Origin of the sequence: Klebsiella sp. 141161 (genome assembly GCF_050600815.1) — a bacterium.
Lineage (GTDB): Bacteria > Pseudomonadota > Gammaproteobacteria > Enterobacterales > Enterobacteriaceae > Klebsiella > Klebsiella aerogenes.
The window spans coordinates 379,183-403,741 of the sequence record NZ_JAQIRN010000004.1 but is presented as its reverse complement, the minus strand read 5'-3'; the positions used below and the strand labels follow the sequence as shown (position 1 = coordinate 403,741).

20 protein-coding genes and 1 pseudogene are annotated in these 24,559 nt (G+C 57.0%); 3 read left to right on the top strand and 18 right to left on the bottom strand.

Annotated elements, in window-relative coordinates; all coding sequences use genetic code 11:
• Positions 1-16: 16 nt before the first annotated feature.
• From PGR79_RS13750 to PGR79_RS13690, 13 genes and pseudogenes are all read right to left on the bottom strand, one after another.
• A complete protein-coding gene (locus tag PGR79_RS13750) occupies positions 17-316 on the bottom strand; it encodes a helix-turn-helix domain-containing protein (protein WP_045394831.1) in 300 nt (99 codons plus the stop codon).
• Positions 316-477: pseudogene (locus PGR79_RS13745) on the bottom strand (type II toxin-antitoxin system RelE/ParE family toxin); the annotation flags it as partial. The gene PGR79_RS13750 and the pseudogene PGR79_RS13745, both read right to left, overlap by 1 nt.
• A gap of 198 nt (positions 478-675) precedes the next feature.
• On the bottom strand, positions 676-3,123 hold the full coding sequence (glgP, locus tag PGR79_RS13740) for a glycogen phosphorylase (RefSeq protein ID WP_047047942.1): 2,448 nt from the start codon (positions 3,121-3,123) through the stop codon (positions 676-678).
• A 17-nt stretch (positions 3,124-3,140) separates the two neighbouring features.
• Positions 3,141-4,574 carry a glycogen synthase GlgA gene (gene glgA, locus PGR79_RS13735; RefSeq protein ID WP_045375801.1) on the bottom strand — a complete coding sequence of 478 codons (1,434 nt, stop codon included), beginning with the start codon at positions 4,572-4,574 and terminating at the stop codon, positions 3,141-3,143.
• A complete protein-coding gene (glgC, locus tag PGR79_RS13730) occupies positions 4,574-5,869 on the bottom strand; it encodes a glucose-1-phosphate adenylyltransferase (protein WP_015703688.1) in 1,296 nt (431 codons plus the stop codon). The genes glgA and glgC overlap by 1 nt, the downstream gene beginning before the upstream one ends.
• A 68-nt stretch (positions 5,870-5,937) precedes the next feature.
• Positions 5,938-7,914 (bottom strand): glycogen debranching protein GlgX, encoded by a 1,977-nt coding sequence (gene glgX, locus PGR79_RS13725; protein ID WP_430921871.1) that lies wholly within the window; start codon positions 7,912-7,914, stop codon positions 5,938-5,940.
• Positions 7,914-10,097, bottom strand: coding sequence for a 1,4-alpha-glucan branching enzyme (gene glgB, locus PGR79_RS13720; protein ID WP_213794140.1), 2,184 nt, complete (start codon positions 10,095-10,097; stop codon positions 7,914-7,916). The genes glgX and glgB overlap by 1 nt, the downstream gene beginning before the upstream one ends.
• A gap of 237 nt (positions 10,098-10,334) precedes the next feature.
• Positions 10,335-11,441 (bottom strand): aspartate-semialdehyde dehydrogenase, encoded by a 1,107-nt coding sequence (asd, locus tag PGR79_RS13715; protein ID WP_113373957.1) that lies wholly within the window; start codon positions 11,439-11,441, stop codon positions 10,335-10,337.
• A gap of 474 nt (positions 11,442-11,915) precedes the next feature.
• Positions 11,916-13,256 carry a gluconate transporter gene (gene gntU, locus PGR79_RS13710; RefSeq protein ID WP_015369340.1) on the bottom strand — a complete coding sequence of 447 codons (1,341 nt, stop codon included), beginning with the start codon at positions 13,254-13,256 and terminating at the stop codon, positions 11,916-11,918.
• Positions 13,256-13,786, bottom strand: coding sequence for a gluconokinase (gene gntK, locus PGR79_RS13705; protein WP_015369339.1), 531 nt, complete (start codon positions 13,784-13,786; stop codon positions 13,256-13,258). Before gntK ends, gntU begins: the two co-directional genes overlap by 1 nt.
• Positions 13,787-13,979: 193 nt before the next feature.
• On the bottom strand, positions 13,980-14,975 hold the full coding sequence (gene gntR / locus PGR79_RS13700; RefSeq protein ID WP_015369338.1) for a gluconate operon transcriptional repressor GntR: 996 nt from the start codon (positions 14,973-14,975) through the stop codon (positions 13,980-13,982).
• A gap of 225 nt (positions 14,976-15,200) precedes the next feature.
• On the bottom strand, positions 15,201-15,896 hold the full coding sequence (locus PGR79_RS13695) for a pirin family protein (protein WP_015369337.1): 696 nt from the start codon (positions 15,894-15,896) through the stop codon (positions 15,201-15,203).
• 121 nt (positions 15,897-16,017) lie between these two features.
• Positions 16,018-17,055 carry an oxidoreductase gene (locus tag PGR79_RS13690; RefSeq protein WP_430921869.1) on the bottom strand — a complete coding sequence of 346 codons (1,038 nt, stop codon included), beginning with the start codon at positions 17,053-17,055 and terminating at the stop codon, positions 16,018-16,020.
• A gap of 265 nt (positions 17,056-17,320) precedes the next feature.
• Between PGR79_RS13690 and PGR79_RS13685 the strand changes: the two genes are divergently transcribed.
• The gene (locus tag PGR79_RS13685; protein WP_430921867.1) at positions 17,321-17,968 is read left to right on the top strand and encodes a bactofilin family protein; all 648 of its coding nucleotides are present in this window, start codon (positions 17,321-17,323) and stop codon (positions 17,966-17,968) included.
• Between the two features lie 226 nt (positions 17,969-18,194).
• A complete protein-coding gene (yhhY, locus tag PGR79_RS13680; protein ID WP_430921865.1) occupies positions 18,195-18,683 on the top strand; it encodes an N-acetyltransferase in 489 nt (162 codons plus the stop codon).
• 86 nt (positions 18,684-18,769) lie between these two features.
• On the opposite strand, the gene ggt is transcribed toward yhhY, so the two are convergent.
• Positions 18,770-20,515 (bottom strand): gamma-glutamyltransferase, encoded by a 1,746-nt coding sequence (gene ggt, locus PGR79_RS13675; protein WP_271032834.1) that lies wholly within the window; start codon positions 20,513-20,515, stop codon positions 18,770-18,772.
• A gap of 124 nt (positions 20,516-20,639) precedes the next feature.
• Between ggt and PGR79_RS13670 the strand changes: the two genes are divergently transcribed.
• On the top strand, positions 20,640-20,960 hold the full coding sequence (locus PGR79_RS13670; RefSeq protein WP_271032833.1) for a DUF2756 family protein: 321 nt from the start codon (positions 20,640-20,642) through the stop codon (positions 20,958-20,960).
• Positions 20,961-20,983: 23 nt separating this feature from the next.
• Here PGR79_RS13670 and ugpQ read toward each other — a convergent pair whose 3' ends face one another.
• From ugpQ to ugpA, 4 genes are read right to left on the bottom strand one after another with little or no spacing between them, the layout of a single operon-like run.
• Positions 20,984-21,724: a glycerophosphodiester phosphodiesterase gene (ugpQ, locus tag PGR79_RS13665; RefSeq protein WP_271032832.1), complete on the bottom strand. Its 741-nt coding sequence runs from the start codon at positions 21,722-21,724 to the stop codon at positions 20,984-20,986.
• Positions 21,721-22,791 (bottom strand): sn-glycerol-3-phosphate import ATP-binding protein UgpC, encoded by a 1,071-nt coding sequence (locus tag PGR79_RS13660; RefSeq protein ID WP_015703701.1) that lies wholly within the window; start codon positions 22,789-22,791, stop codon positions 21,721-21,723. The genes ugpQ and PGR79_RS13660 overlap by 4 nt, the downstream gene beginning before the upstream one ends.
• Before the next feature lies 1 nt (position 22,792).
• Complete coding sequence (ugpE, locus tag PGR79_RS13655; RefSeq protein ID WP_015369329.1) at positions 22,793-23,638, bottom strand: sn-glycerol-3-phosphate ABC transporter permease UgpE; 846 nt, start codon at positions 23,636-23,638, stop codon at positions 22,793-22,795.
• A complete protein-coding gene (gene ugpA / locus PGR79_RS13650; protein ID WP_015369328.1) occupies positions 23,635-24,522 on the bottom strand; it encodes a sn-glycerol-3-phosphate ABC transporter permease UgpA in 888 nt (295 codons plus the stop codon). Before ugpA ends, ugpE begins: the two co-directional genes overlap by 4 nt.
• Positions 24,523-24,559 lie beyond the last annotated feature (37 nt).

The window sequence follows — 24,559 nt, the reverse complement described above, 5'->3', positions numbered from 1 at the left end:
GACCCGGGTTACCGATTCACAAATTAAACGAGACTTTTTTTCCAGTCGGCAACGTGACATTTATACTTAGTTCCCCACCCAAGGCCGCAATGTAGCGCTTTAGGGTCGAAAGCCTCGGGTCGTTATCAGCCTGTTCCATTTTAGCGATCGTTGGCTGCTTAACCCCCATAGCCGCAGCCATCTCCGTTTGTGAAATTTGTAACTCTTCGCGAAGCAAGTTTAAAGCGACAGACTGACGTATCTCTGCCGCTTTCGCTGCAATACGCTGCTGGCTTTCAGGACTCTGTTTCGCCATGAGTTCTTTTAGCGTGCCCATTATCGCTCCTTAGTCAGGTGCTGGCTGAATTCTCTATCAGCCAGGGTAATCATCTCTTTGTAAAAACGTTTCTCATTCATGCCATCCTTATTGCCCGCACATAAAACGATAGCTTTCCGAAGAGGATCAAAAGCAAAAAAAGCGCGGACCGGGAACCCATGCCTAAAGGCTATCATCAACATTATAGCTATTAGGCTATGAACGTAAACTATTTGAGCATTTATCGTACTGCTGGCAAATTCACGTCAATAGTATATTCCCGCAATAGCCTGAATCCCTCCCGGCACTTTTCCGAATAAAACGTTTACTACACAAACAGAAACGGGGCCACTGGCCCCGTTTTGCTGATGCTTAACCGATTACAAACGAACCGGGTCGATATGCCAGATATGTTTGGCGTACTCCTGGATCGTGCGGTCGGATGAGAAATAGCCCATATTGGCGATGTTCATCATCGCTTTATTGGCCCACTCCTCCGGATGACGGTACAGTTCGTCCACCTTATCCTGGCAATCAACGTAGCTGCGATAGTCCGCCAGTACCTGGTAGTGGTCGCCGAAGTTGATCAGCGAATCCAGCAGGTCGCGGTAACGGCCAGGCTCCGACGGGCTGAACAGGCCGGTGCCAATCTGCGTCAACGCCTGATGCAGCTCCTCATCCTGCTCATAGTAATCGCGCGGTTTATAGCCGTTGCTGCGCAGGGCTTCCACCTGTTCCGCGGTATTACCGAAGATAAAGATATTGTCTTCGCCAACGTGCTCCAGCATCTCGACGTTAGCGCCATCCAGCGTACCAATGGTCAATGCACCGTTGAGCGCAAACTTCATATTACTGGTACCGGAGGCTTCCGTTCCCGCCAGCGAAATCTGCTCGGAGAGATCTGCCGCCGGGATAATCAGCTGCGCCAGGCTCACGCTGTAGTTAGGGATAAACACCACTTTTAGCTTATCGCCAATCTGCGGATCGTTGTTCACCACCGCCGCCACATCGTTGATCAGATGAATAATATGCTTCGCCATATAGTAGGCCGACGCGGCCTTACCGGCGAAGATATTCACCCGCGGCACCCACTCCGCCTGCGGATCGGCTTTGATCCGGTTGTAGCGGGTGATGACGTGCAGGATATTCATCAGCTGGCGTTTATATTCGTGGATACGTTTGATCTGCACATCAAACAGCGCCTTGGGATTGACCACCACGTTCAACTGCTGGGCGATATAGTTCGCCAGCCGCTGCTTATTCTCAAGCTTGGCGCGGCGCACCGCCTGGTTCACCGTCGGGTAATCAATATGCTGAAGCAGATCGCTTAGTTGGCTTAAGTCGGTGCGCCAGGTGTGGCCAATATTCTCATCCAGCACCTGCGACAGCGGCGGGTTTGCCAACGCCAGCCAGCGCCGCGGCGTAACGCCGTTGGTGACGTTGGTGAAACGCATCGGGAAAATCTTCGCAAACTCGGCAAACAGCGACTCGACCATTAAGCGCGAATGCAGCTCGGATACGCCGTTGACTTTATGGCTGACGACAACCGCCAGCCATGCCATACGCACCCGGCGCCCATTGGATTCATCAATGATCGAGGTACGGCTCAGCAGCGCGGTATCGTTGGGATACTGCTCCTGCAGCGTCTTGAGGAAGTAATCGTTAATCTCGAAGATAATCTGCAGATGGCGCGGCAGGATTTTCCCCAGCATATCGACCGGCCAGGTCTCCAGCGCTTCGCTCATCAACGTATGGTTGGTATAGGAGAAGACCTGGCAGGTCACCTCGAAGGCTTCATCCCAGCTAAATTTGTGCTCATCGATCAGCAGACGCATCAGCTCAGGGATCGACAGCACCGGATGAGTGTCATTGAGGTGAATGGCGATTTTAGCCGCCAGATTGTCGTAGGTGCGGTGCAGCTGGTAGTGACGACTGAGGATATCCTGCACCGTCGCCGAGACCAGGAAATACTCCTGACGCAGGCGCAGCTCGCGCCCGGAATAGGTGGAATCATCCGGGTACAGCACCCGCGAAACGTTCTCGGAGTGGTTCTTATCTTCCACCGCCGCGAAGTAGTCGCCCTGGTTGAATTTACCGAGGTTGATTTCGCTACTGGCCTGCGCGCTCCACAGCCGCAGGGTGTTGGTGGCATCGGTATCGAAACCGGGGATAATCTGATCGTAGGCTTCGGCGATAATCTCTTCGGTCTCTATCCAGCGGGTATTTTTCCCTTCCTGCTGCACGCGGCCGCCGAAACGCACTTTATAGCGCGTATTGTGGCGTTCGAACTCCCACGGGTTGCCGTACTCCAGCCAGTAATCCGGCGACTCTTTCTGCCGCCCGTCGACGATGTTCTGCTTGAACATCCCATAGTCGTAGCGGATACCGTAGCCGCGGCCCGGCAGGCCCAGCGTCGCCAGAGAATCGAGGAAGCAGGCGGCCAGGCGCCCTAAACCGCCGTTGCCTAAACCGGGGTCGTTTTCTTCATCAATAAGCTCTTCCAGATCGAGCCCCATATCGGCCAGCGCATTATTCACATCTTCATAAATCCCTAACGACAACAGCGCGTTAGAGAGGGTGCGACCGATCAAAAACTCCATCGACAGATAGTAAACCTGCCGCACTTCCTGCGACAGCTGGGCGCGGTTTGAACGCAGCCAGCGCTCGACCATGCGGTCGCGAACGGCGAACAGGGTGGCGTTCAGCCATTCGTGTTTGTTGGCGATCGCCGGATCTTTGCCGATGATAAACATCAGCTTATACGCGATAGAATGCTTTAACGCCTCAACGCTCAGCGTCGGTGATGCATAACTAAAGGGTGCATTCATAGCCATAGCTCCTGTGATTACATCAAGCGTTGATAGAGTTCACGATAGGATTTCGCCGCCACCTGCCAGCTAAAGTCCATATTCATCGCCTGACGCTGAACGTAGCGCCACAGCGATGGCCGCGACCACAACACAAAGGTGCGCCGGATGGCTCGCAGCAACGACACCGCGTTACTGTCCTCAAAGACAAAGCCGCTGGCGACGCCGTCGGCGAGGTTTTCCAGCGAACAGTCGGCCACGGTATCGGCGAGACCGCCGGTGCGGCGCACCAGCGGCAGGGTGCCATATTTCAGGCCATACAGCTGAGTCAGGCCGCATGGTTCAAAGCGGCTGGGAACCAGAATCACATCGGCGCCGCCCATGATGCGGTGCGAAAACGCCTCGTGATAGCCAATCTGCACGCCGACCTGGCCCGGATGTTCGGCGGCGGCGGCGAGGAAGCCCTCCTGCAGTACCGGATCGCCGGCGCCCAGCAGCGCCAGTTGCCCGCCCTGCTCCAGCAGGCCCGGCAGCGCCTCCAGCACCAGATCAAGCCCTTTTTGGCTGGTCAGGCGGCTCACCACGGCGAACAGCGGCGCTTTGTCATCCACCTTCAGCCCCATGGCGATTTGCAGCTGCCGTTTATTCTCGGCTTTCTCTTCCAGACTATCGCGGTCATAGCGCGCCGCCAGCAGCAGATCGCTTTGCGGATTCCAGATACTATCATCGACGCCGTTAAGGATGCCGGACAAGCGGCCCTCGTGCTGGCGCTGGCGCAGCAGCCCTTCCATGCCGTAGGCATATTGCGGTTCGGTGATTTCCCGCGCGTAGGTTGGGCTCACCGCCGTGATATGGTCGGCATAGTACAGCCCGGCTTTGAGGAACGAGATCTGACCGTTAAATTCGAGGCCGTGCATGTTATAGAACGACCACGGCAGCTCTATCTCATTCATATGCCAGGAGTAAAACATCCCCTGGTAGGCGAGATTGTGCACCGTAAACACCGATTTCGCCGGCCGTCCGCGCGCCGCCAGGTAAGCCGGCGTCAGGCCCGCGTGCCAGTCATGAGCGTGCACCACCTCCGGGCGCCAGAATGGATCCAGCCCGCAGGCCATTTCGCTCCCCACCCAGCCGAGCAGCGCAAAGCGCAGCACGTTGTCGGTATAGGCGTTCATGTTGGCGTCGTGATACGGGCTCCCCGGACGATCGTAGAGATGCGGCGCGTCGATCAGATAGATACCGACGCCGTTAAAATGGCCGAACAGCAGGGTGATGCGCCCGGCAAAGGTATCCCGGCGGGTGACGACCTGCGCGTCGGTAATCCCGCGACGGATATCCGGATACCCCGGCAGCAGCACGCGGGTATCCACGCCGTCTGCTATCTGCGCCGCAGGCAGCGCGCCAATAACGTCAGCCAGACCGCCGGTTTTTAACAACGGGAACATCTCTGAACATACGTGTAAAACCTGCATTATCGCTCCTGTTTGTGCCCCAGTTTCCGCAGCATGTCGCGCGTAACCAGCACGATCCCTTCTTCTGAACGATAGAAGCGGCTGGCATCTTCTTCCGCATTCTCCCCAATAACCATCCCTTCCGGGATGACGCAGGCGCGATCTATCACGCAGCGGCGCAGGCGGCACGAGCGCCCGACCCAGACATCCGGCAATAAGACTGCCGAATCAATGTTACAAAACGAATTCACCCGCACCCGCGGGAACAGCACCGACTGCACCACCACCGAGCCCGAGATAATGCAACCGCCGGAAACCAGCGAGTTCAGCGTCATGCCGTGGCTGCCGGAGCGGTCCTGGACGAACTTCGCCGGCGGCAGCGATTCCATGTGGGTACGGATAGGCCAGTGCTGGTCGTACATATCCAGCTCCGGCGTCACCGAGGCCAGGTCGAGGTTGGCCTTCCAGTAGGCTTCCAGCGTACCCACATCGCGCCAGTACGGCTCGGCTTGCGGGTCGGATTGCACGCAGGAGAGCGGGAAAGGATGTGCATAAGCCATGCCAGCTTCGGTAATTTTCGGGATGATATCTTTGCCGAAGTCGTGGCTGGAGTTTTCGTCGAGGTCGTCAGCGGCCAGCAGTTCATAAAGGTAATCTGCATCAAAGACATAGATGCCCATACTGGCAAGCGAGCGGGTGGCGTCGTTCGGCATCGCCGGCGGGTTGGCCGGTTTCTCGACGAACTCGATGATCTTCTCGCTTTCGTCAACCGCCATCACGCCAAAAGCGGATGCTTCTTCGATGGGCACCGGCATGCAGGCGACGGTGCAGCGCGCGCCTTTTTCGACATGGTCGATCAGCATGCGCGAGTAATCCTGTTTGTAGATGTGGTCGCCGGCGAGAATCACCACATATTCAGCTTTATAGCGACGAATAATGTCGAGGTTCTGCGTCACCGCATCGGCGGTACCGCGATACCAGTTTTCACCGTGTACCCGCTGCTGCGCCGGTAGCAGATCGACAAACTCATTCATCTCTTCGCTGAAGAAAGACCAGCCTCGCTGGATATGCTGCACCAGGGTATGCGACTGGTATTGGGTAATCACGCCGATGCGGCGAATACCTGAGTTAAGACAGTTAGATAACGCGAAGTCGATAATACGGAACTTACCGCCAAAGTGGACGGCAGGCTTCGCGCGCTTAATGGTTAAATCCTTAAGCCGGGTACCACGCCCGCCAGCAAGGATCAGCGCCACCGATTTGAGAGGAAGTTGACGCGCCAGCATCAACGGATCGTTCTTTTCAAGCCCAACCATGATTAACTCCTTTTGATTCCCCTGCTTCACGGCACATTCATCATGAACGCGCCGAAAACCCCCAGGGACTATGACCTTTGAAATACGCAAACTCCGTGCGCGGGCCCATGCCAGACAGCCATGATGACCGGATTATCCTCTCCGGCGAATGGAGGAACGGCGCGCCACTCCCCCGCGGGTAAAACCATATCCGCCACCTCAGCGGTGGCATTCAGCGCGATCAACCAGCGATCGGATAACAGGATTTGCAGCCGCGCGGCGCCATGCTGCCACTCGTCGGCGTTTAACGGTTCTCCGCGCTGATTGAGCCAGCTCACGTTGCCGTCCTGCTCCTGCCACCACTGATTACGGGTTAACGCCGGAATGCGCCGACGCAGGTGGATAAGCGCGGCGACAAACGCGGTTAATCCGTGATTTGCCCGCCGCCAGTCCAGCCAGGTCAAAGCATTGTCCTGACAGTACGCATTATTGTTTCCGTGCTGACTATGGCCATGCTCATCGCCCGCCAGCAGCATCGGCGTTCCTTGCGACAGCAGCAGCGTGGTCAGGAGCGCATGTACGCTATCGCGCCGCCGCTCAATCACGGCAAGATTGGCTTCTAATCCCTCTATACCATGATTGTTGCTGTAGTTATTGTTAGTCCCATCGCGATTCTCTTCGCCGTTCGCCTGATTGTGTTTCTGATTGAAACAGACACAATCACGTAGGGTGAAGCCATCATGCGCCGTGATCAAATTGATCGTCGCCGCAGGCCGCTTGCCATCGCGGGCAAAGAGGTCGCTGGAGGCGGCGAAGCGCTGGGCGAAGTCACCCAACGACACGTTTTGTTGCAGCCAGAAACGGCGCGCGGTATCGCGAAAATGGTCGTTCCATTCGGCAAACAGCGGCGGGAAGTTCCCCACCTGATAACCTCCCTGGCCAATATCCCAGGGTTCGGCAATCAGCTTTAGCGCCGACAATACCGGGTCGCGGCGAATGGCCTCAAACAGCGGCGCGTCCTGACGAAATTCCGGCGTGCGCCCCATCACCGACGCCAGGTCGAAGCGAAAACCGTCAACGTGGCACTCATCAACCCAAAATCGCAGGCACTGCAGGGCATACTCCACCACGCCAGGATGACTGAGGTTGAGCGTGTTACCGCAGCCGGTCCAGTTGTGATAATCGCCGTCGTCCCTGATCCAATAATAGCTGCGGTTATCGATACCGCGCAGGGAGACTGTCGGCCCTTCAAGATCGATTTCCGCGCTATGGTTCAGCACGATATCGAGGATCACCTCAATACCCGCCGCGTGCAGCGCTTTCACCGCATCGCGGAACTCATCGAGCGCCCGCTGCGGCTGGCTGGCGTAGCGCGGCTCCAGCGCAAACAGCGCCAGCGGGTTGTAGCCCCAGTAGTTGCTCAGCCCCATCCGCTGCAGGCGGGGTTCGCTGGCGAACTGCGCTACCGGCATCAGCTCCAGCGCGGTAATACCCAGGCGGCGGAAATAGTCGATCATCAACGGGTGGCCCAGCGCCTGATAGGTGCCGCGGATCGCCTCCGGCAGCTCCGGATGCAGCCAGGTCAACCCTTTGACGTGGGCTTCATAAATGACCGTTTCGCCCCACGGCGTGCGCGGCGGTTTATCGCCGAGCCAGTCGTAATGCAGATCGACTACCTGCGACTTTGGCGCGATGGCTGCGCTATCGCGGGCATCCGCTTCATGCATCCCGCCATGTAAACGCTCGTCGTCCAGCAGTTCGCCCGCCACCTGATGCGCGCAGGGGTCGAGCAGCAGCTTGGCCGGATTGAAGCGATGCCCCTGCGCCGGATCCCACGGCCCGTGCACCCGATAACCGTAGCGTAGCCCCGGACGCGCATCGGCCAGCCAGCCGTGCCAGATGTCGCCGCTGCGCGCCGGTAGGTCGTAGCGCCGCTCGTTGCCCTGCTGGTCGAACACGCAGAGCTCCACCCGCTCGGCGTGGGCGGAAAACAAGGTGAAGTTCACCCCTTTGCCGTCATAGCTGGCGCCCAAAGGCGCCGGTTTTCCCGCGGCAAGCGTCGTCATCAGGCCTCCCGTACCAGCCAGATGGTCGCCAGCGGCGGCAGGGTAATCGACAACGAATGCTGACGACCATGGCTGGCGACGGGCTCGCTCTCAACCACGCCGCCATTTCCGGCGTTACTGCCGTGATAATGCATCGAGTCAGTGTTCAATTCTTCGCGCCAGCGTCCCGGCTGGTTAATGCCGAAACGGTAGTTGTGGCGCGGCACCGGGGTGAAGTTGCTGGCGACGATAATCTCATTGCCGGCTTTATCGCGGCGCACAAAGATAAATACCGAACGCTCATGATCGTCGACCACCAGCCATTCGAAGCCGTAGGGATCGAAATCAAGTTCATGCAGCGCTTTATGGTGGCGGTAGGTGTGGTTCAGGTCGCGCACCAGCCGCTGGACGCCATGGTGCCAGTTGTCGCCGCCCTCCAGCAGATGCCAGTCGAGACTGGCGTCGTGATTCCACTCGCGGCCCTGGGCAAATTCATTGCCCATAAACAGCAGCTTTTTGCCCGGGAAGGCGAACAGCCAGCCGTAATAGGCGCGCAGGTTGGCAAAGCGCTGCCATGCGTCCCCCGGCATGCGGTCGAGAATCGATTTTTTGCCGTGCACCACTTCATCGTGGGAGAGCGGCAGCACGAAGTTCTCGGTGTAGTTGTAGAGCATGCCGAAGGTCATTTTGTCGTGATGGTAGCGACGATGAACCGGATCGAGCTTCATATAGTCCAGCGTGTCGTGCATCCAGCCGAGATTCCATTTGAACCAGAAGCCGAGGCCGCCGTCGGCGGGCGGGCGCGTCACGCCGGCAAAATCGGTGGACTCTTCCGCCATCGTTACCGCGCCTGGCGTCTGCTCGCCGAGAATACGGTTGGTGTTACGCAGAAACTCGATCGCTTCGAGATTTTCCCGCCCGCCGTATTCGTTAGGGATCCACTCGCCCGCTTTACGGCTGTAGTCGCGGTAGATCATCGACGCCACCGCGTCGACGCGCAGCGCGTCAATGCCGAAGCGCTCGATCCAGTACAGCGCGTTACCCACCAGGTAATTGCTGACTTCGCGGCGGCCGTAGTTATAGATAAGGGTATTCCAGTCCTGGTGATAACCTTCGCGCGGATCGCTATGTTCATACAGCGAGGTGCCGTCAAATGAGGCCAGCGCAAAGTCATCCGCCGGGAAATGGCCCGGAACCCAATCGAGGATCACGTTAAGGCCTGCTGCGTGGGCGGCATCGATGAAATAGCGGAAATCTTCACGGGTGCCGAAGCGGCGTGTCGGGGCGTAGAGGCCGGTCGGCTGGTAGCCCCAACTGCCGTCGAACGGGTGTTCGTTCACCGGGAGCAGTTCAAGGTGGGTGAAGCCCATCCATTTTGCGTAGGGCACCAGTTGGTCCGCCAGTTCGCGGTAGCTTAGCCAGAAGTTATTGTCGGTATGGCGGCGCCAGGAACCGAGGTGCACTTCATAGATAGAGATCGGCGCATCGAACTGGTTCGCGGCTTTGCGTTCCGCCGGCTGTTCGACTTTGGGCGGCAAATCGCAGATAAGCGACGCGCTTTCCGGGCGCATTTGCGACTCAAAGGCGTAAGGGTCGGCTTTGACGCGCAGATTGCCGTGGGCATCGATCAGCTCGAATTTATACAGCTGGCCATTAAGCGCGCCGGGGATGAAGAGTTCCCAGATACCAGACTCTTTGCGCAGGCGCATCGGATGGCGTCGACCATCCCAGTAGTTAAATTGCCCCACTACGGAAACCCGCCGGGCATTAGGCGCCCAAACCGAAAAGCGCGTACCGGTGACGCCATCCATGGTGTCGGCGTGCGCGCCCAGGGTTTCGTAAGGGCGCAGGTGCGTTCCCTCGGACAACAGCCAGGCGTCAACATCCTGCAGCAGCGGGCCGAAACGGTAAGGGTCGTCAATCAGGTTTTGCTGTCCGTGCCAGGTGACGGCCAGCTGGTAGCGAAAAGCGTTTTTACGCCGCGGCAGCAGGCCGCTAAAGAATCCGCGCGAATCGAGGCATTCGAGTTTGCCGACTTTACGCCCGGTTTTTGGTTCAATAACCCACACTTCGGTGGCGTCTGGTAATAATGCGCGAACTTCCAGCCCCGCCTCGGTGCGGTGCATGCCAAGCACGGAAAAGGGATCCGCGAAATGACCTGCAATAAGCGCATTAATCACGTCTCTATCGATTCGATTCGACATGCTTTCATCCTGTTGTAAGTGTCGCCCTTTCCTGTAACCGGCGACTTTTTTGACCTGAACGGCGCAGCACCAACGTGCATCCTCCTGCTCCGTCCCACCTTCAGGTAAGGAACTCCTTACTTAAAGCATAGCCAAGGCTGCGTTACCTCCGTGGGGAAAAATCCAACATCCGCGTTTACTCCTTGTATTACGCAAAAAAAAGGGGTGTATCCACACCCCTTATCGTTTGTCCTGCGTTTACGCCAGCTGTCGTAGCATGCGGCGCAACGGTTCGGCGGCGCCCCACAGCAGCTGGTCGCCGACGGTAAAGGCCGACAGGTACTCAGGACCCATGTTCAGTTTACGCAGGCGCCCTACCGGGGTGGTCAGGGTGCCGGTCACCGCGGCTGGGGTCAGCTCGCGCATGGTGATTTCACGATCGTTTGGCACCACTTTGGCCCACGGGTTATGCGCGGCCAACAGCTCCTCAACGGTCGGGATAGAAACATCTTTCTTCAGCTTGATGGTAAACGCCTGGCTGTGGCAGCGCAGCGCGCCGACGCGCACGCACAGACCATCGACCGGGATCGGCGACGCGGTGGCGAGAATTTTGTTGGTCTCCGCCTGGCCTTTCCACTCTTCGCGGCTCTGGCCGTTATCAAGCTGTTTGTCGATCCATGGGATCAGGCTGCCCGCCAGCGGCACGCCAAAGTTATCGACCGGCAGATCGCCGCTGCGGGTCAGCGACGTCACTTTGCGCTCGATATCGAGAATCGCGGAAGCCGGGTTCGCCAGCTCGCTCGCCACGTGGCCATGCAGCTGGCCCATCTGGCTCAGCAGTTCGCGCATATGGCGCGCGCCGCCGCCGGAAGCCGCCTGGTAGGTCGCCACGCTGACCCACTCCACCAGGTCATGGGCAAACAGGCCGCCGAGGGACATCAGCATCAGGCTCACCGTACAGTTGCCGCCGACGAAGGTTTTAATGCCGTTATTCAGGCCAGCGGTAATCACATCCTGGTTAACCGGGTCGAGAATAATGATCGCATCGTCTTTCATGCGCAGCGAAGACGCCGCGTCAATCCAGTACCCCTGCCAGCCGCTTTCGCGCAGCTTCGGGTAAATCTCGTTGGTGTAATCGCCGCCCTGGCAGGTAACAATAATGTCCAGCGCCTTCAGCGCTTCCAGATCGAATGCATCCTGAAGCGTCCCCCCGGTACTGCCGCCGAATGACGGCGCGGGCTGACCCAGCTGAGAGGTGGAGAAGAAAACAGGGCGAATGGCGTCGAAATCACGCTCTTCCACCATGCGTTGCATGAGAACAGAGCCGACCATTCCACGCCAACCGATAAAACCAACATTTTTCATAACGTATTCCTGCGAGGTGTGTGCTGTTAGTGCCAGGCCAGTTTCCAACTGGGATGTCCTTCACATTACAAAATGCAGCTAAAGTCGCAAGTGAAATTAATCAATGATTGCGCGCCAATCAGAAAAGCAACTTATCCCGCACTCCGCCTACCGTCGCTGGTAGTCATAAAAAGCGTAAAGATTATCGGGCAAATAACCCGCGTAATGGAATATTTTCCGTCGCTATTTTATTGATCCTGATTATGGATTCAGCGCGAAAAATATCGCTTTCACGCTTGCGAAAAAAAACGGACAAAGCCTTGTGCCGCAAGGCCTGACGAGCAATACGATCATTGTCGTAGAGCTGATATTCACGGCAAAAGGAAGTGGAAAAGAGGGGAAAAAAGCGTGTTACCGAAGAGAATCCAGGGTAAGCGGTATTACCCTGGTTTTTCCCCCGGATACCGTGGTGGCGTCCGGGGAAATTATTTTTACTTAGCTCAGCAGCTGGAAAGCAATCATCCCGACAATGGCGCCGGTGGTGCCAAGGATGGTTTCCATCATCGTCCAGGTTTTCAGCGTCTGCGCTTCGCTGGCGCCGGTGAACTTACCGAACAGCCAGAAGCCGGCATCGTTTACGTGGCTCACCACAATCGAACCACCCGCGATACAGATGGAGAGAGCCGCCATTTGCGCGCCGCTGTAGTTCAGTTGCTCAATGACCGGCATCACCAGGCCGACCGCCGTCAGACACGCCACGGTCGCGGAGCCCTGAATAATACGCACGGCAGCCGCCAGCACGAAGCAGGTAATCGCAATCGGCAGACCCAGGCCAGTCAGCGCTTCGCCGAGCGCCGGGCCGACGCCGGAGTCAACGAGTACCTGCTTGAAGACGCCGCCTGCGCCAATCACCAGCAGAATAATCCCCGCCGGCTGCAGCGCCGCGCCGCAGATCTCCATCACGCGATCTTTCGCCATCCCCTGACGTACCGCCAGGCCGTAAATCGCTACCAGGCAGGCAACCAGAATCGCGGTGAATGGGTGGCCGATAAACTCGAACCATTCATAGGCGGTGGATCCCACCGGCACAAAGCGCGCGGCGATGGTTTTCAGGCCGACCAGCACCAGCGGCAGCAGGATCAGCGAGAGACTAAAGCCGAAGGACGGCATTTTGCCTTCGCCGAGATGCGGTTCGCTGATATCGTCAGGAATATGCAGCTCAACGTAGCGGCTGATGAAGTTGCCCCACAGCGGGCCGGCGATAATCATCCCCGGAATAGCGGCGCAGAGACCAATCAGGATCATCCAGCCGAAATCGGCGTGCATCTGCGAAGCCAGCAGCATCGGCGCGGGCCCCGGCAGCAGGAATGCCGCGGCGGCGGCTACGCCGGCGAACAGCGGGATCACCAGCTTCACGAGGTTAGTGCCGGTATGGCGCGCCATGGAGAACGCGACGCTAATCAGCAGCACGATCGCCACTTCGAAGAACAGCGGCAGCGCGCAGATAAGGCCGGCCAGGCCAATAGCATAATGCGCGCGGTTGTGGCCGAAGGACTTCAGCATTTTCACCGCAATTTGGTCGACCGCGCCGGTTTCATGCAAAATTTTACCGAACATCGCGCCCAGCGCGACGACTATCGCCAGGAAGCCCAGCGTGCCGCCCATCCCTTTTTCCATCGTCGCCGCGATTTTATCCAGCGGCATACCGGAAAAGAGACCTGCGCCAATAGAAACCACCATCAAAGCCACGAAGGCGTGCATACGCGCCTTCATGACTAAAAACAGCAGCAGCAATACCGAGCCGACTGCTGTTAAAACAAGCGTTAAAGTACTCACTAGTTACTGCCTTTGTTAATCACCTCAATGGTGCTGGCGACCACGCCTTCCAGTGACTGGTCGATATCGACGATAAGCACATCGCTTTCGTCAGCGCCTGGTTCCTGCAGTGTTTCAAACTGCGTCACCAACATTTGGGTTTTGAAGAAGTGCCCTTTACGCGCCTTCAGACGGCTTTCAATCACGTCGAAGTCGCCTTTCAGGTAGATAAAGGAGAGGTTCGGGTTGCCCTTGCGCAGAATGTCGCGGTAGCTTTTTTTCAGCGCCGAACAGACGATCAGCGAAACTTTGTTGGTGCGCTGCATGGCAAATGCCGCGTCATTCAACGCCTGCAGCCACGGGGTGCGATCATCGTCGTTCAGCGGCTCGCCGGAAGCCATCTTGGTGATGTTGCTGCGCGGATGCAGAAAATCGCCATCGAGAAACGCGGCTTTCAGTTGATGCGCCACTTCGCTGGCGACGGCGGATTTACCACTGCCGGAAACGCCCATCAGGACATAGACGTGGTGATCATGGTTAGTCGTGCTCAAAGCGTCCTCCCACTGGACTGGTACGCCGCGTCGGAGCTGACTGATACAGCGCGAAGGCGGCGTACTGATTAATGATTACGGGCAAGTGTTACGGGTAACTGTTATCGGTAACATTGTCATGCCGGACCCAGGGAGAAGCAATAACCATTCGTGCCAGATGTGAATATGTGTGATCTACTTCAAACTTGTCGGTTTAAATAGATCCACCCGGTGACAATGTGAAACCTAAATCTAACATCTTAGGGGTAATCGTCTCACCGCGGATGCGCGCCAGCAGACGCTCGGCGCCGATGCGCCCCATGCGCTCACGCGGGGTCAGTACGCTGGCGAGACGCGGCTCCATCACCTGACCGATATCGTGACCGTGGAAACCGGCTATCGCCATGTCGTCCGGGATCTTCAGCCCCAGACGCTGACACTCGAACGCCGCGCCGACCGCGAGGTCATCGTTGGTGCAGAAGATGCCGTCGAGCTGCGGATATTCGCGACGCGCTTGACGCATCAGCTCAATCCCTGACGAGTAGGAAGAGGATTGCTCCACCATCACGCTGTAGGGCGTCATGCCGGCATCGAGCATCGCCTGCTCGTACCCCTTCTGTTTGATGATAGTACGTTCATCCAGACGCGCGCCGAGATAAGCAACGTGGCGGTGACCGCGGGCGATAATCGCCGCTGTCATCTGCCGCGCCGCTTCGAAGTTATCGAAACCGACGGCAATGTCGAGGCACGGCGACTGGCTGTCCATCAGCTCAACCACCGGGATGCCGGCGACTTCAATCATTTTCAGCGTGCGCGGCGTGTGGGTACGTTCGGTGAGGATCAGGCCGTCAATATTCCAGGAGAGCATTGATTCGAGACGCTTCTCTTCCATCTCCGGCTTATAGCCGTAGTGCGCCAGCATGGTTTGATAACCGAAGGCGTCGGTGACGCTTTCGATGCCGCGCAGCACTTCCGAGAAAACCTGGTTGGTTAACGATGGCAGCAGCACGCCGATGGCGCGGCTAGTGGCGTTGGAGAGAATATCAGGAGCGCGATTGGGAATATAACCCAGCTCATCGAGTGCAACGGCAATCTTGCCACGCAGGGCCTCAGAAACCTGTTCCGGGTTACGTAAATAGCGACTGACCGTCATTTTGGTCACGCCGACAAGATCGGCTACATCCTGAAGTACGGGTCTTTTCTTTTTCATCGTCCTGACTGTGATCGACTGGGAAACATTTTCTCAGTTTATCACGGACAAAGCGCAACCTTCCCGGAGAAAAAAGGGCCAAAAGATTTATTTAGAGTTAATACGCAAAATCATTCAAGTTGCATTGAGGCGGCAACGCAACGAATCCCCGGAAGCGTACAAAGGGTACGCGACCGGGGTGAGTGAGGAGAGCCAACAAAAATGCGGCTTGAAGGATGACGCGTATCAAACCGGCGGCAGATCGAACAGCAATATTTCGCTATCGCTGTCGGCGTGAACCGAAATCGCCTGCTCGTCCCAAATCGCCAGACCATCGCTGGTGGTGGCTTTAGTGCCGTTAATCGTCACTTCGCCTTTCACTACCTGGATCCACACGCGACGTTCCGCGGCAATCTGGTGAACCGACTGCTCATCTTTCAGCAGCGCCCAGCGATACAGTTCCATATCCTGATGCACTTTCAGCGACCCTTCGCGCGCATCTGGCGACAGTACCAGCTGTTTGCCCTGCGCGGCATCAAAGCGGCGCTGCTCGTAGCGCGGCGTAATGCCGGTTTCTTCTGGAATAATCCAGATCTGATACAAACGCAGGCGGTCGGTGCTGCTCGGGTTGTACTCAGAGTGACGTACGCCGGTACCCGCGCTCATAATCTGGAACTCGCCAGCCGGAACCTGCTCTTTGTTACCCATGCTGTCCTGGTGCTCAACCGCGCCTTCCAGCACATAAGTCAGGATTTCCATGTCTTTGTGCGGATGGGTGCCAAACCCCTGGCCGGCGTCGATTACGTCATCGTTAATCACGCGCAGCGCGGAGAACCCCATAAAGTTCGGGTCGTAGTAGTTGGCGAAAGAGAAAGTATGCCAGGAATCCAGCCAGCCATGGTTAGCGTGGCCACGTTCGTTAGCTTTGCGTAAGTAGATCATGTTGCACCCCCGTATGTTTTCGATGGAGTAAGTGTGGACCCATTCCGCCGGCGATCATAGAGGGTGAAAATTGACTCCTCTGTTCAAAAAATATGAACAAGCGACGAGGAGCCAGATTTTCTTATTTCGCGAGGGTAATAGTAGCCGGAGAAGGCTGTTCAAAGCCGCGCTGCAGAATCTCCATATTGGTGAGAACTTCAGATTCCTTGACGTAATTCGGCCGGCCGTTAACGAGGGTGTCATACAGCGCGTCATACACTCGTCCGTAGTCGCCGGTTTCCAGCGGCACCTCTTCACGTACCGCCACGCCCGCCTCGTTGATGTAGACCAGTTGCCCCACGCTATCATCAGCGCCGAACCCCGCGTCGCCCGGCATAATGTTGGCCTTCAGGCTGGTCTCCTGCTGGTCAATACCGTATTTCACAAACGAGCCTTTATGCCCATGAACGATAAATTTCGGGTAGTCAATCTGCACCAGGTGGCTGGTTTTGACGATCGCTTTCAGATCGCCATAAAATAGTTGGGCCTCAAACGTGTCATCGGGATTGGCTTTATTACGTAGTGAGCGCAGATCGTAGGCAACATGATCCGGGCGACCAAACAGCGAAATGATCTGGTCCATGGTATGTACGCCGAGGCCGTAGAAATCGCCGCTTTGCGGTCCCCCCTGGATGGTTTCCGCCACCGGTCGGTAGTTATCAAAATGACTTTCAATTTCCACCAGTTCGCCGAGCTTCCCGCTTTCAATCACCTTTTTGGTGGTCAGGAAACAGGAATCGAAGCGGCGGTTCTGGTAAGGCGTCACCGTCAACCCTTTGCTTTTCGCCAGCGCGAACAGGGTCTTCGCCTCTGCAAGCGTCGGGGTGAAGGGTTTTTCAACCAGTACGTTTTTCCCTGCTTCCAGCGCCCGCTTCGCGTATTCGAAGTGGCTATCAGTATGGGTGCAGACCACTACCAGCTTGACCTGCGGGTCATTCAGTACTTCATCGAGGTCGCTGGTGAAGTGGATATGGGAATACGCCGGCGCCTGTTCTTCCGGCCTGGCGCTGCGGCGATAAATATGCGCGACGTGCCAGCGGTCTTTGCGATGCAGGACGTAAGGAAGGTGGTAGCGGGTCGTGCTTTTACCAAAGCCAATAAATGCGCAGTGCAGAATCATAACGCTGTCCTTAGTTGATGTGCTGCCTTTAACCATAGCGCAAGCAGGCGGCTCACTTCATCCCCCTTTTCCTCTAAGCAGGAAAATTCACCGGCAAAATATTTCGGTTATCACTCATACGTAATTTTTAATAAGAGATTGATTAATAAGCCATTAAAACGCCATTTTTCAACAGAAAGTCTTGATCCCAATGACGAAACTGCGGATAAGTGAAGGGCAAAACCAGGACGTTGCTAAAGACTAACGGAGTAGCCAGCCGCTGCTGATGGAAAAAACGTATTTCGCCATAAACTGCGCCATTTTTTTCTGGCTTCTCGCACTGATCGCCTGGTTTAGCGATGAGACCGCGCTGGCGCGCCTGGCGGCCGCCTGTACCCTCTTCGCTTTCCTTATTCATACCCAACGGGAAAAAATTAACGCTATGTTTATGAAGAAAAATAAAACCGAAGCGCAGGCTGCTGAAGTCGCTGCGCCAACCGTGGCGGCAGCAGAGCCAGAAACAGCAAGCGTCAAAAAACAGGAAACCACGGTGATCGCCAGCGGGGTGCATTTTGTCGGCAACATCGTCGCCTGCGGCCATGTTTATATCCATGGCCAGGTCACCGGCAACATTGAGGCCAAAGAACATCTGATTAAGGTGATGCGCGAGGGTCACGTGGAGGGCAATATCAGCTGCCGGGAACTGATCGTCGACGGCAAGGTACATGGCCAGTGCCGTGGCGATAGCATCGCTATTGAGGAACATGGCAACCTCGACGGCACCCTCGCCTATCGCACGCTGGCGATTAAAAAGGGCGGCCTCTTTACCGGCAGCGCCGAAGTGTTGGCCACCGCGGAGAGCAAAAATAAAAACAATATCGTCGGCCTGGTCGCAGAAGAAGCGGTGAATTCCGCCAAATCGCAACACGCCTGAAATGAGCGCAAAAAAAAGCCAGCACCCGGCTGGCTAAAGTAATACTGGAAGCAATGTGAGCAATGTCGTGCTTTCAGGCTTTCCGCAAGGGTCTCCCTGAATGCAGGACAATAATAATCATTCTCATTCGCACTTGTCTACATTTTTTTGCAAATAATGCGTGTTGACTCAAACGCCGGAGTCAGTGATGTTTAAAGGGTCTTTTTAACCAAATGAGGAACAAGGAATGAGTGACATCGTGATACGCCATGCTGAACCGAAAGATGTTGACGCGATTCGTCAAATTCACGCCCAGCCGGAGGTGTATCACAACACGCTACAGGTTCCTCATCCATCGGAGCATATGTGGCGGGAGCGGCTAACCGATACGCCGGGCGTGAAGCAGCTGGTGGCCTGTATCGATGGGCAAGTCGTGGGGCATTTATGCATTGCCGTCGTCCAACGCCCCCGCCGTAGCCACGTCGCCGATTTTGGTATCAGCGTAGATTCGCGCTGGCATAACCGCGGCGTCGCCAGCGCCCTGATGCGCACCATGATTGATATGTGCGACAACTGGCTGCGGGTCGATCGCATCGAGCTCACCGTCTTTGCCGATAACGCCCCGGCGGTCGCGGTGTATAAGAAGTACGGCTTTGAGATCGAAGGCACCGGCAGGCGCTATGCGCTGCGCAACGGTGAGTATGTGGATGCGTATTATATGGCGAGAATGAAGTAGCGTGTTGCCGGGTGGCGGCTTCGCCTTACCCGGCCTACGTTCGCACACTTGTAGGCCCGGTAAGCGCAGCGCCACCGGGCAACACATCAATACCCCGCGGTCAAATCACCGGGCGAACGCGGATCGGAGGCGCCATACAGCGTACCGTCCGGCCCCACCATAATGCTCTGGGTACTACCCATCGCCTCTTTCAGCGCGACTTTCTGCCCTTTCGCTTCCAGCAATTTCACGGTATCCGGGCTAAAACCTTTCTCCACCCGCAGCTCGTCCGGCAGCCACTGGTGGTGGAAGCGCGGCGCGTTGGTGGCTTCCGCGACGTTCATTCCGAAATCAATGGTGTTGACCACCATTTGCAGCACGGTGGTAATAATACGGCTACCGCCCGGGCTACCGGTCACCAGCCAGGTTTTCCCGTCTTTCACCACAATCGTCGGCGACATCGACGACAGCGGGCGTTTTTTCGGCCCTACCGCATTGGCGTCGCCGCCGACTAAACCATAAACGTTAGGCACGCCGGGCTTCGCCGAGAAATCATCCATCTGGTTGTTGAGTATGATTCCAGAGTCGCCGGCCACGATGCCGGTGCCAAAGGTGGTATTCAACGTATAGGTGACCGCCACCGCATTGCCGTCTTTATCGACTACCGAGAAGTGGGTGGTCTGGTTGCTTTCATACGGCGCCAGCTTGCCCGGACGGATCTGGCTGGAAGGCTTCGCCTTGTTCACGTCAATCTCGGCGGCAATCGCTTTGGCGTAAGCCTTGCTGGTCAACGCCTGCCACGGCACTTTGACGAAGTCAGGATCGCCGAGATATTCAGAACGGTCGGCATAGGCGTGTTTCTCCGCCTCCGCCATTACCTGCATGGCGTCGGCGCTGCCAAAACCATATTTCTGCATATCGAAGTTTTCGAGGATATTGAGGATCTGCACGATGTGGATCCCGCCAGAGGACGGCGGCGGCATGGAGTAGACCTCATAGCCGCGATATTCACCGCTAATCGGCGTACGCTCCACGGCCTTGTAGTTGGCGAGGTCGGCTTTGGTGATAAGCCCGCCGTGTTTTTTCATCTCGCCGGCAATCTGGTCGGCGATAGCCCCTTTATAGAAGGCGTCCGGGCCGTGCTCGGCAATCAGCTCCAGGCTTTTACCCAGATTCTTTTGCACCAGCCGGTCGCCTTTTTTCAGCGGCTCGCCGTTCTTCCAGAAAATCGCTTTGCTGTTTTCATGCTGCGGGATCACTTCGCTGCCGTAGGTTTTTAAATCGTCAGCCAGCGCATCGTTAACGATAAACCCCTCCTCCGCCAGCTTAATCGCCGGGCGGACCACCTTATTCAGCGGCATAGTGCCGTATTTTTCCAGCGCGAGGGAGAAGCCCGCGACACTGCCAGGCGTGCCGGACGCGAGATGTGAAGTCAGCGATTTTTTACTGTCAGGATTGCCATGTTCATCAAGGAACATATCGCGGGTGGCCTGTTCCGGGGCCATCTCGCGGAAATCGATCGCCGTGGTTTTACCGTCTTTAGTTCGCAGCATCATAAAGCCGCCGCCGCCGATATTACCGGCCTGCGGATGCGTCACCGCCAGCGCATAGCCAACGGCAACCGCCGCATCGACGGCGTTGCCGCCCTGACGCAGAATATCTACGCCGACGCGGGTCGCCAGCGCGTCCACCGAGGCCACCATCCCCTGCTGGGCGCGCACCGGGTGAAACACATCTTCCTCAACGCCATACGAGACCGGCGGCGGGGGCGGCGGATTGGCGGCGACGGTAAAGCTGCACCCCGCCAGTAACGCTGCGATGACCACCTGACGCCATATTGTTGTTTTTATCATTGTCTTACTCCTGAAAAGTAGGTTTTATCTCCCGGCTTAAGCCTGGTTGATAACTCCTAAAAAATCATTGTTATGGCGAATTCGAGGTACACTTAAGTGATCCCACGCACGGGAGGAGAAAACAATGAAAGCGATTTTATTCCTGGCGGCGCTGATGCCGCTCGGCGTTTTAGCACAGCCGATTAACATCGATAACAACCCTAACCAGCCGGGTTATGTGGTGCCCAGCCAGCAACGTATGCAAAATGAGATGAAGGTGCAGCAACAGCAGCAGCAAAGCATGCTGAAGCAGAATCTGAATAATCAGACGCATATGCAGCAACAGCATTTGCAAAATCAGCTGCAGACCAATCAGCAGCGCGCGGCGCAGGGCGGCAATCTCAATACGCAACCGCAGGTACTGCCGAACAACAACGGCGGGATGCTGCGGCAGACTACCCCGTAAAGATCGTCCGCCGTAAATCAGTCTTAAGGCTGGAAATTCGGCCCGATGACGTCAATAGCATCGGTGCATATGCAGTCTACGCCCCAGCGCAGCAGCTCGGCGGCGCGCTGGGGTTTATTGACCGTATACACCAGAATATGCAGGCCGGCCTGTTTCAGGCTCGCCACCCGCGCCGCATCCAGCAGCTTGTGGTTGAGATGAATTGACACGCAGCCCAGCCGGGCGGTCAATTCGCGCCAGTCATCGCGCCACTCATCCAGCAGCAACCCGCGCGGCAGCTCGGGCACGGCTTCCTGCGCCGCTTCCAGCGCATCAATTTCAAAGGATGAGAGCAGCGGCGCGGTCATGCCTTTCCACAAATCGCGCGCGGCCAGCGCCACCACTTTGCCGGTCTGCGGCCCTTGCCCGGTAGTCGGCTTAATTTCGATATTCGCCATCATACCGTGACGACGGCAACGCTCCGCTACCTGGGAGAGCAGCGGCAGCGGTTCGCCCTTAAACTCGCGGCTGAACCAGCTGCCGGCATCAACCTTCAGCAGATCGTCCCACGCCAGCTCGCCCGCCACGCCCCAGCCGTTGCTGGTGCGTTCGAGATTATCGTCATGCAGCAGAAAGATCTGCCCGTCCTTCGACAGCTTGGCGTCAAATTCAATCATCGTGTGCCCGAAGCGGGCGCCGACGTCGATAGCCGCCAGGGTGTTCTCCGGCGCCAGTTTACCGCCGCCGCGATGGGCGACGATGCGGGGATAAGGCCAGTTACTCATGCGCGTTGTCCTGTTTCACCATCAAAGAGGTGCAGATGTTCCAATGGCAGATGCAGCCATAGCGTACTGCCGCCCGCCGGGCGCTGCTGATGCGGCAATCTGACCACCAGCTTCTGCTCGCCCCAGCGCCCGTGGGCGAGGTTATCGGCACCTAAAATTTCCAGCGTATCCATCAGCAGCGGGATGCCGCCTTGCGCCTGCGAGCTTAAAATAAAGTGCTCCGGGCGAATACCGAGAGTCATTTTACGCCCGGCGTAGCGTCGATGCTCGTGATTCATCGGTAGTTGTATGCCGCCTTCCAGCTCAAAGCGGCCGCCGTCATCGCTCACCCGCCCCTCCAGCAGATTCATTGCCGGGCTGCCTATAAAGCTTGCCACAAAGCGGCTGGCGGGCTTTTCGTACACTTCGACCGGCGTGCCGATCTGCTCGGCAATACCCTTATTCATCACCATCACCCGCTGGGCAAGGGTCATCGCTTCGACCTGATCGTGGGTGACATACAGCGAGGTGGTTTTCAGGCGCCGATGCAGCTGTTGCAGCTCCAGACGCATCTGCACGCGTAGCTTGGCGTCGAGGTTTGACAACGGTTCGTCGAACAGGAATACCGCCGGGTCACGCACGATGGCGCGGCCCATCGCCACGCGCTGGCGCTGACCGCCGGACAGTTCCCGCGGGCGGCGCTTGAGCAGGCCATCCAGCTCAAGAATACGCGCCGCCTCCTGCACGCGCTCGGCAATCAATCCCTTACCCATGCCGCGAATCTTCAATCCCCACGCCATGTTCTCTTCCACGCTCATATGCGGATAAAGCGCATAGTTCTGGAACACCATCGCGATGCCGCGATCCTTCGGTTCCATTTCGGTCACCCGTTTACGGTCAATCCAGATATCGCCGCTGGTCACTCGTTCAAGTCCGGCAACCATCCGCAACAGCGTTGATTTCCCGCAGCCCGACGGGCCGACCATGACGATAAACTCCCCGTCCGCCACGTCCAGCGTCAGCGGTTGAATTACCTGGGTTTTGCCATCCCAGCTTTTGCTTACTGCCTGTAGTTTTAAACCAGCCATTTTATTTCTCACTATCGACCAGGCCGCGCACAAACGCGCGCTGCATGGCTAAAACGATGACGACCGGCGGGATCAGGGTCAGCAGCATCGCCGCCATTACCTGATTCCACTGGGTAGTACCTTCACCGGTGGCGATCATGCCTTTAATACCGGCGACGGCGGTGCCAAGATTCACATCCTGAATAATCAGCAACGGCCATAGATACTGGTTCCAGCCGTAGATAAAGGTGATAACGAACAGCGCGGCGAGGTTGGTTTTCGACAGCGGCAGCACGATGTCGCGAAAGAAGCGCATCGGCGAAGCGCCATCAATACGCGCCGCTTCAATCAGCTCGTCCGGCAGAGTCATAAAGAACTGGCGGAACAAGAAGGTGGCGGTAGCCGAAGCCATCAACGGCAGCGTTAACCCGGCATAGCTGTCGAGCATTTTGAGGTTGGCGATCACTTCCACCGTCGGAAAAATACGCACCTCGACCGGCAGCATCAGGGTGATAAAGATCATCCAGAAGAACAGATTACGCAGCGGAAAGCGGAACCAGACGATGGCGAACGCCGAAAGCATCGACACCACGATTTTGCCGACCGTAATGGCGAACGCCATGATGAAGCTGTTGAGCATCATCAGCCAGAACGGCGCGCTGTTGACGCCGACCCCGTTCACCCAGATGGTCTTCATGTTCTCCAGCAGATGCCCTCCGGGAATCAGCGTCATCGGCGTTTCGAACACCGATTTGTTATCCAGCGTCGCCGCCACGAAGGCGACGTACAGCGGGAATAAAATGACGGCAATGCCCAGAATCAGCATGGTGTGGCTGAAAATCGTCAGCCCGCGACGGTTCTCAATCATTGGTAACGCACCTTACTTTCAACGTAACGGAACTGCACCACCGTCAGGATAATGACGAGGAACATCAGCACCACCGACTGCGCGGCGGAAGCGGAAAGATCGAGCCCGGCGAAACCTTCGCGATAAATTTTGTAGATTAGGGTGGTGGTCGCCTGCACCGGGCCGCCGGCGGTGGCGGCATCAATTACCGGGAAGGTGTCGAAGAAGGCGTAAACCAGGTTGACCACCAACAGGAAGAAACTCACCGGCGCAATCAGCGGCAGCGCCAGCTTGAAGAAGCGACGAATCGGCCCGGCGCCGTCGATGGCGGCGGCCTCAACCAGCGAACGCGGGATCGACTGCAGCGCGGCGAAGAAGAACAGGAAGTTGTAGCTTATCTGCTTCCAGACCGAGGCGAAGACCACCAGAAACATCGCCTGGCCGCTGTTCTGCGCGTGGTTCCAGTCGTAACCCAATTCGCCAAGGAAATGAGTGATCAGCCCGCGTCCGGGATTGAAGAGGAAGATCCACAGCACCGCCGCGACGGCGGGAGCCACGGCATACGGCAACAGCATCAGCGTTTGATAAAAGCGGCTGCCGCGCACCACATAGTCGACCAGCGCGGCAAAAAACAGCGAAATAAGCAGGCCGCTGACGGTTACCAGGGTGCTGAATTTTATGGTGGTCCAGAACGAGTCCAGATAGTACGGGTCGTGGAATAGCGTGACGAAGTTATCCAGGCCGACAAACTGGCTGGAAAGGCCAAACGGATCGACGCTCTGCAGCGAGTACCACAGCGCTTCGCCCGCGGGCCAGATAAAGAAAATCAGCGTGATAATCAGCTGCGGCGCGACCAGCACATAGGGCAGCCAGCGCGAGCGGAATACCGGACGGGATGATGACATTGAGATTTGGTTCCTGAACAATGCCGGGTGGCGGCTA

Bases quoted from the DNA above. Each gene is read 5' to 3' on its own strand.
- PGR79_RS13750 (WP_045394831.1), bottom strand. From the start codon at position 316: ATGGGCACGCTAAAAGAACTCATGGCGAAACAGAGTCCTGAAAGCCAG.
- glgP (WP_047047942.1), bottom strand. From the start codon at position 3,123: ATGAATGCACCCTTTAGTTATGCATCACCGACGCTGAGCGTTGAGGCG.
- glgA (WP_045375801.1), bottom strand. From the start codon at position 4,574: ATGCAGGTTTTACACGTATGTTCAGAGATGTTCCCGTTGTTAAAAACC.
- glgC (WP_015703688.1), bottom strand. From the start codon at position 5,869: ATGGTTGGGCTTGAAAAGAACGATCCGTTGATGCTGGCGCGTCAACTT.
- glgX (WP_430921871.1), bottom strand. From the start codon at position 7,914: ATGACGACGCTTGCCGCGGGAAAACCGGCGCCTTTGGGCGCCAGCTAT.
- glgB (WP_213794140.1), bottom strand. From the start codon at position 10,097: ATGTCGAATCGAATCGATAGAGACGTGATTAATGCGCTTATTGCAGGT.
- asd (WP_113373957.1), bottom strand. From the start codon at position 11,441: ATGAAAAATGTTGGTTTTATCGGTTGGCGTGGAATGGTCGGCTCTGTT.
- gntR (WP_015369338.1), bottom strand. From the start codon at position 14,975: ATGAAAAAGAAAAGACCCGTACTTCAGGATGTAGCCGATCTTGTCGGC.
- PGR79_RS13695 (WP_015369337.1), bottom strand. From the start codon at position 15,896: ATGATCTACTTACGCAAAGCTAACGAACGTGGCCACGCTAACCATGGC.
- PGR79_RS13690 (WP_430921869.1), bottom strand. From the start codon at position 17,055: ATGATTCTGCACTGCGCATTTATTGGCTTTGGTAAAAGCACGACCCGC.
- PGR79_RS13685 (WP_430921867.1), top strand. From the start codon at position 17,321: ATGGAAAAAACGTATTTCGCCATAAACTGCGCCATTTTTTTCTGGCTT.
- yhhY (WP_430921865.1), top strand. From the start codon at position 18,195: ATGAGTGACATCGTGATACGCCATGCTGAACCGAAAGATGTTGACGCG.
- ggt (WP_271032834.1), bottom strand. From the start codon at position 20,515: ATGATAAAAACAACAATATGGCGTCAGGTGGTCATCGCAGCGTTACTG.
- PGR79_RS13670 (WP_271032833.1), top strand. From the start codon at position 20,640: ATGAAAGCGATTTTATTCCTGGCGGCGCTGATGCCGCTCGGCGTTTTA.
- ugpQ (WP_271032832.1), bottom strand. From the start codon at position 21,724: ATGAGTAACTGGCCTTATCCCCGCATCGTCGCCCATCGCGGCGGCGGT.
- PGR79_RS13660 (WP_015703701.1), bottom strand. From the start codon at position 22,791: ATGGCTGGTTTAAAACTACAGGCAGTAAGCAAAAGCTGGGATGGCAAA.
- ugpE (WP_015369329.1), bottom strand. From the start codon at position 23,638: ATGATTGAGAACCGTCGCGGGCTGACGATTTTCAGCCACACCATGCTG.
- ugpA (WP_015369328.1), bottom strand. From the start codon at position 24,522: ATGTCATCATCCCGTCCGGTATTCCGCTCGCGCTGGCTGCCCTATGTG.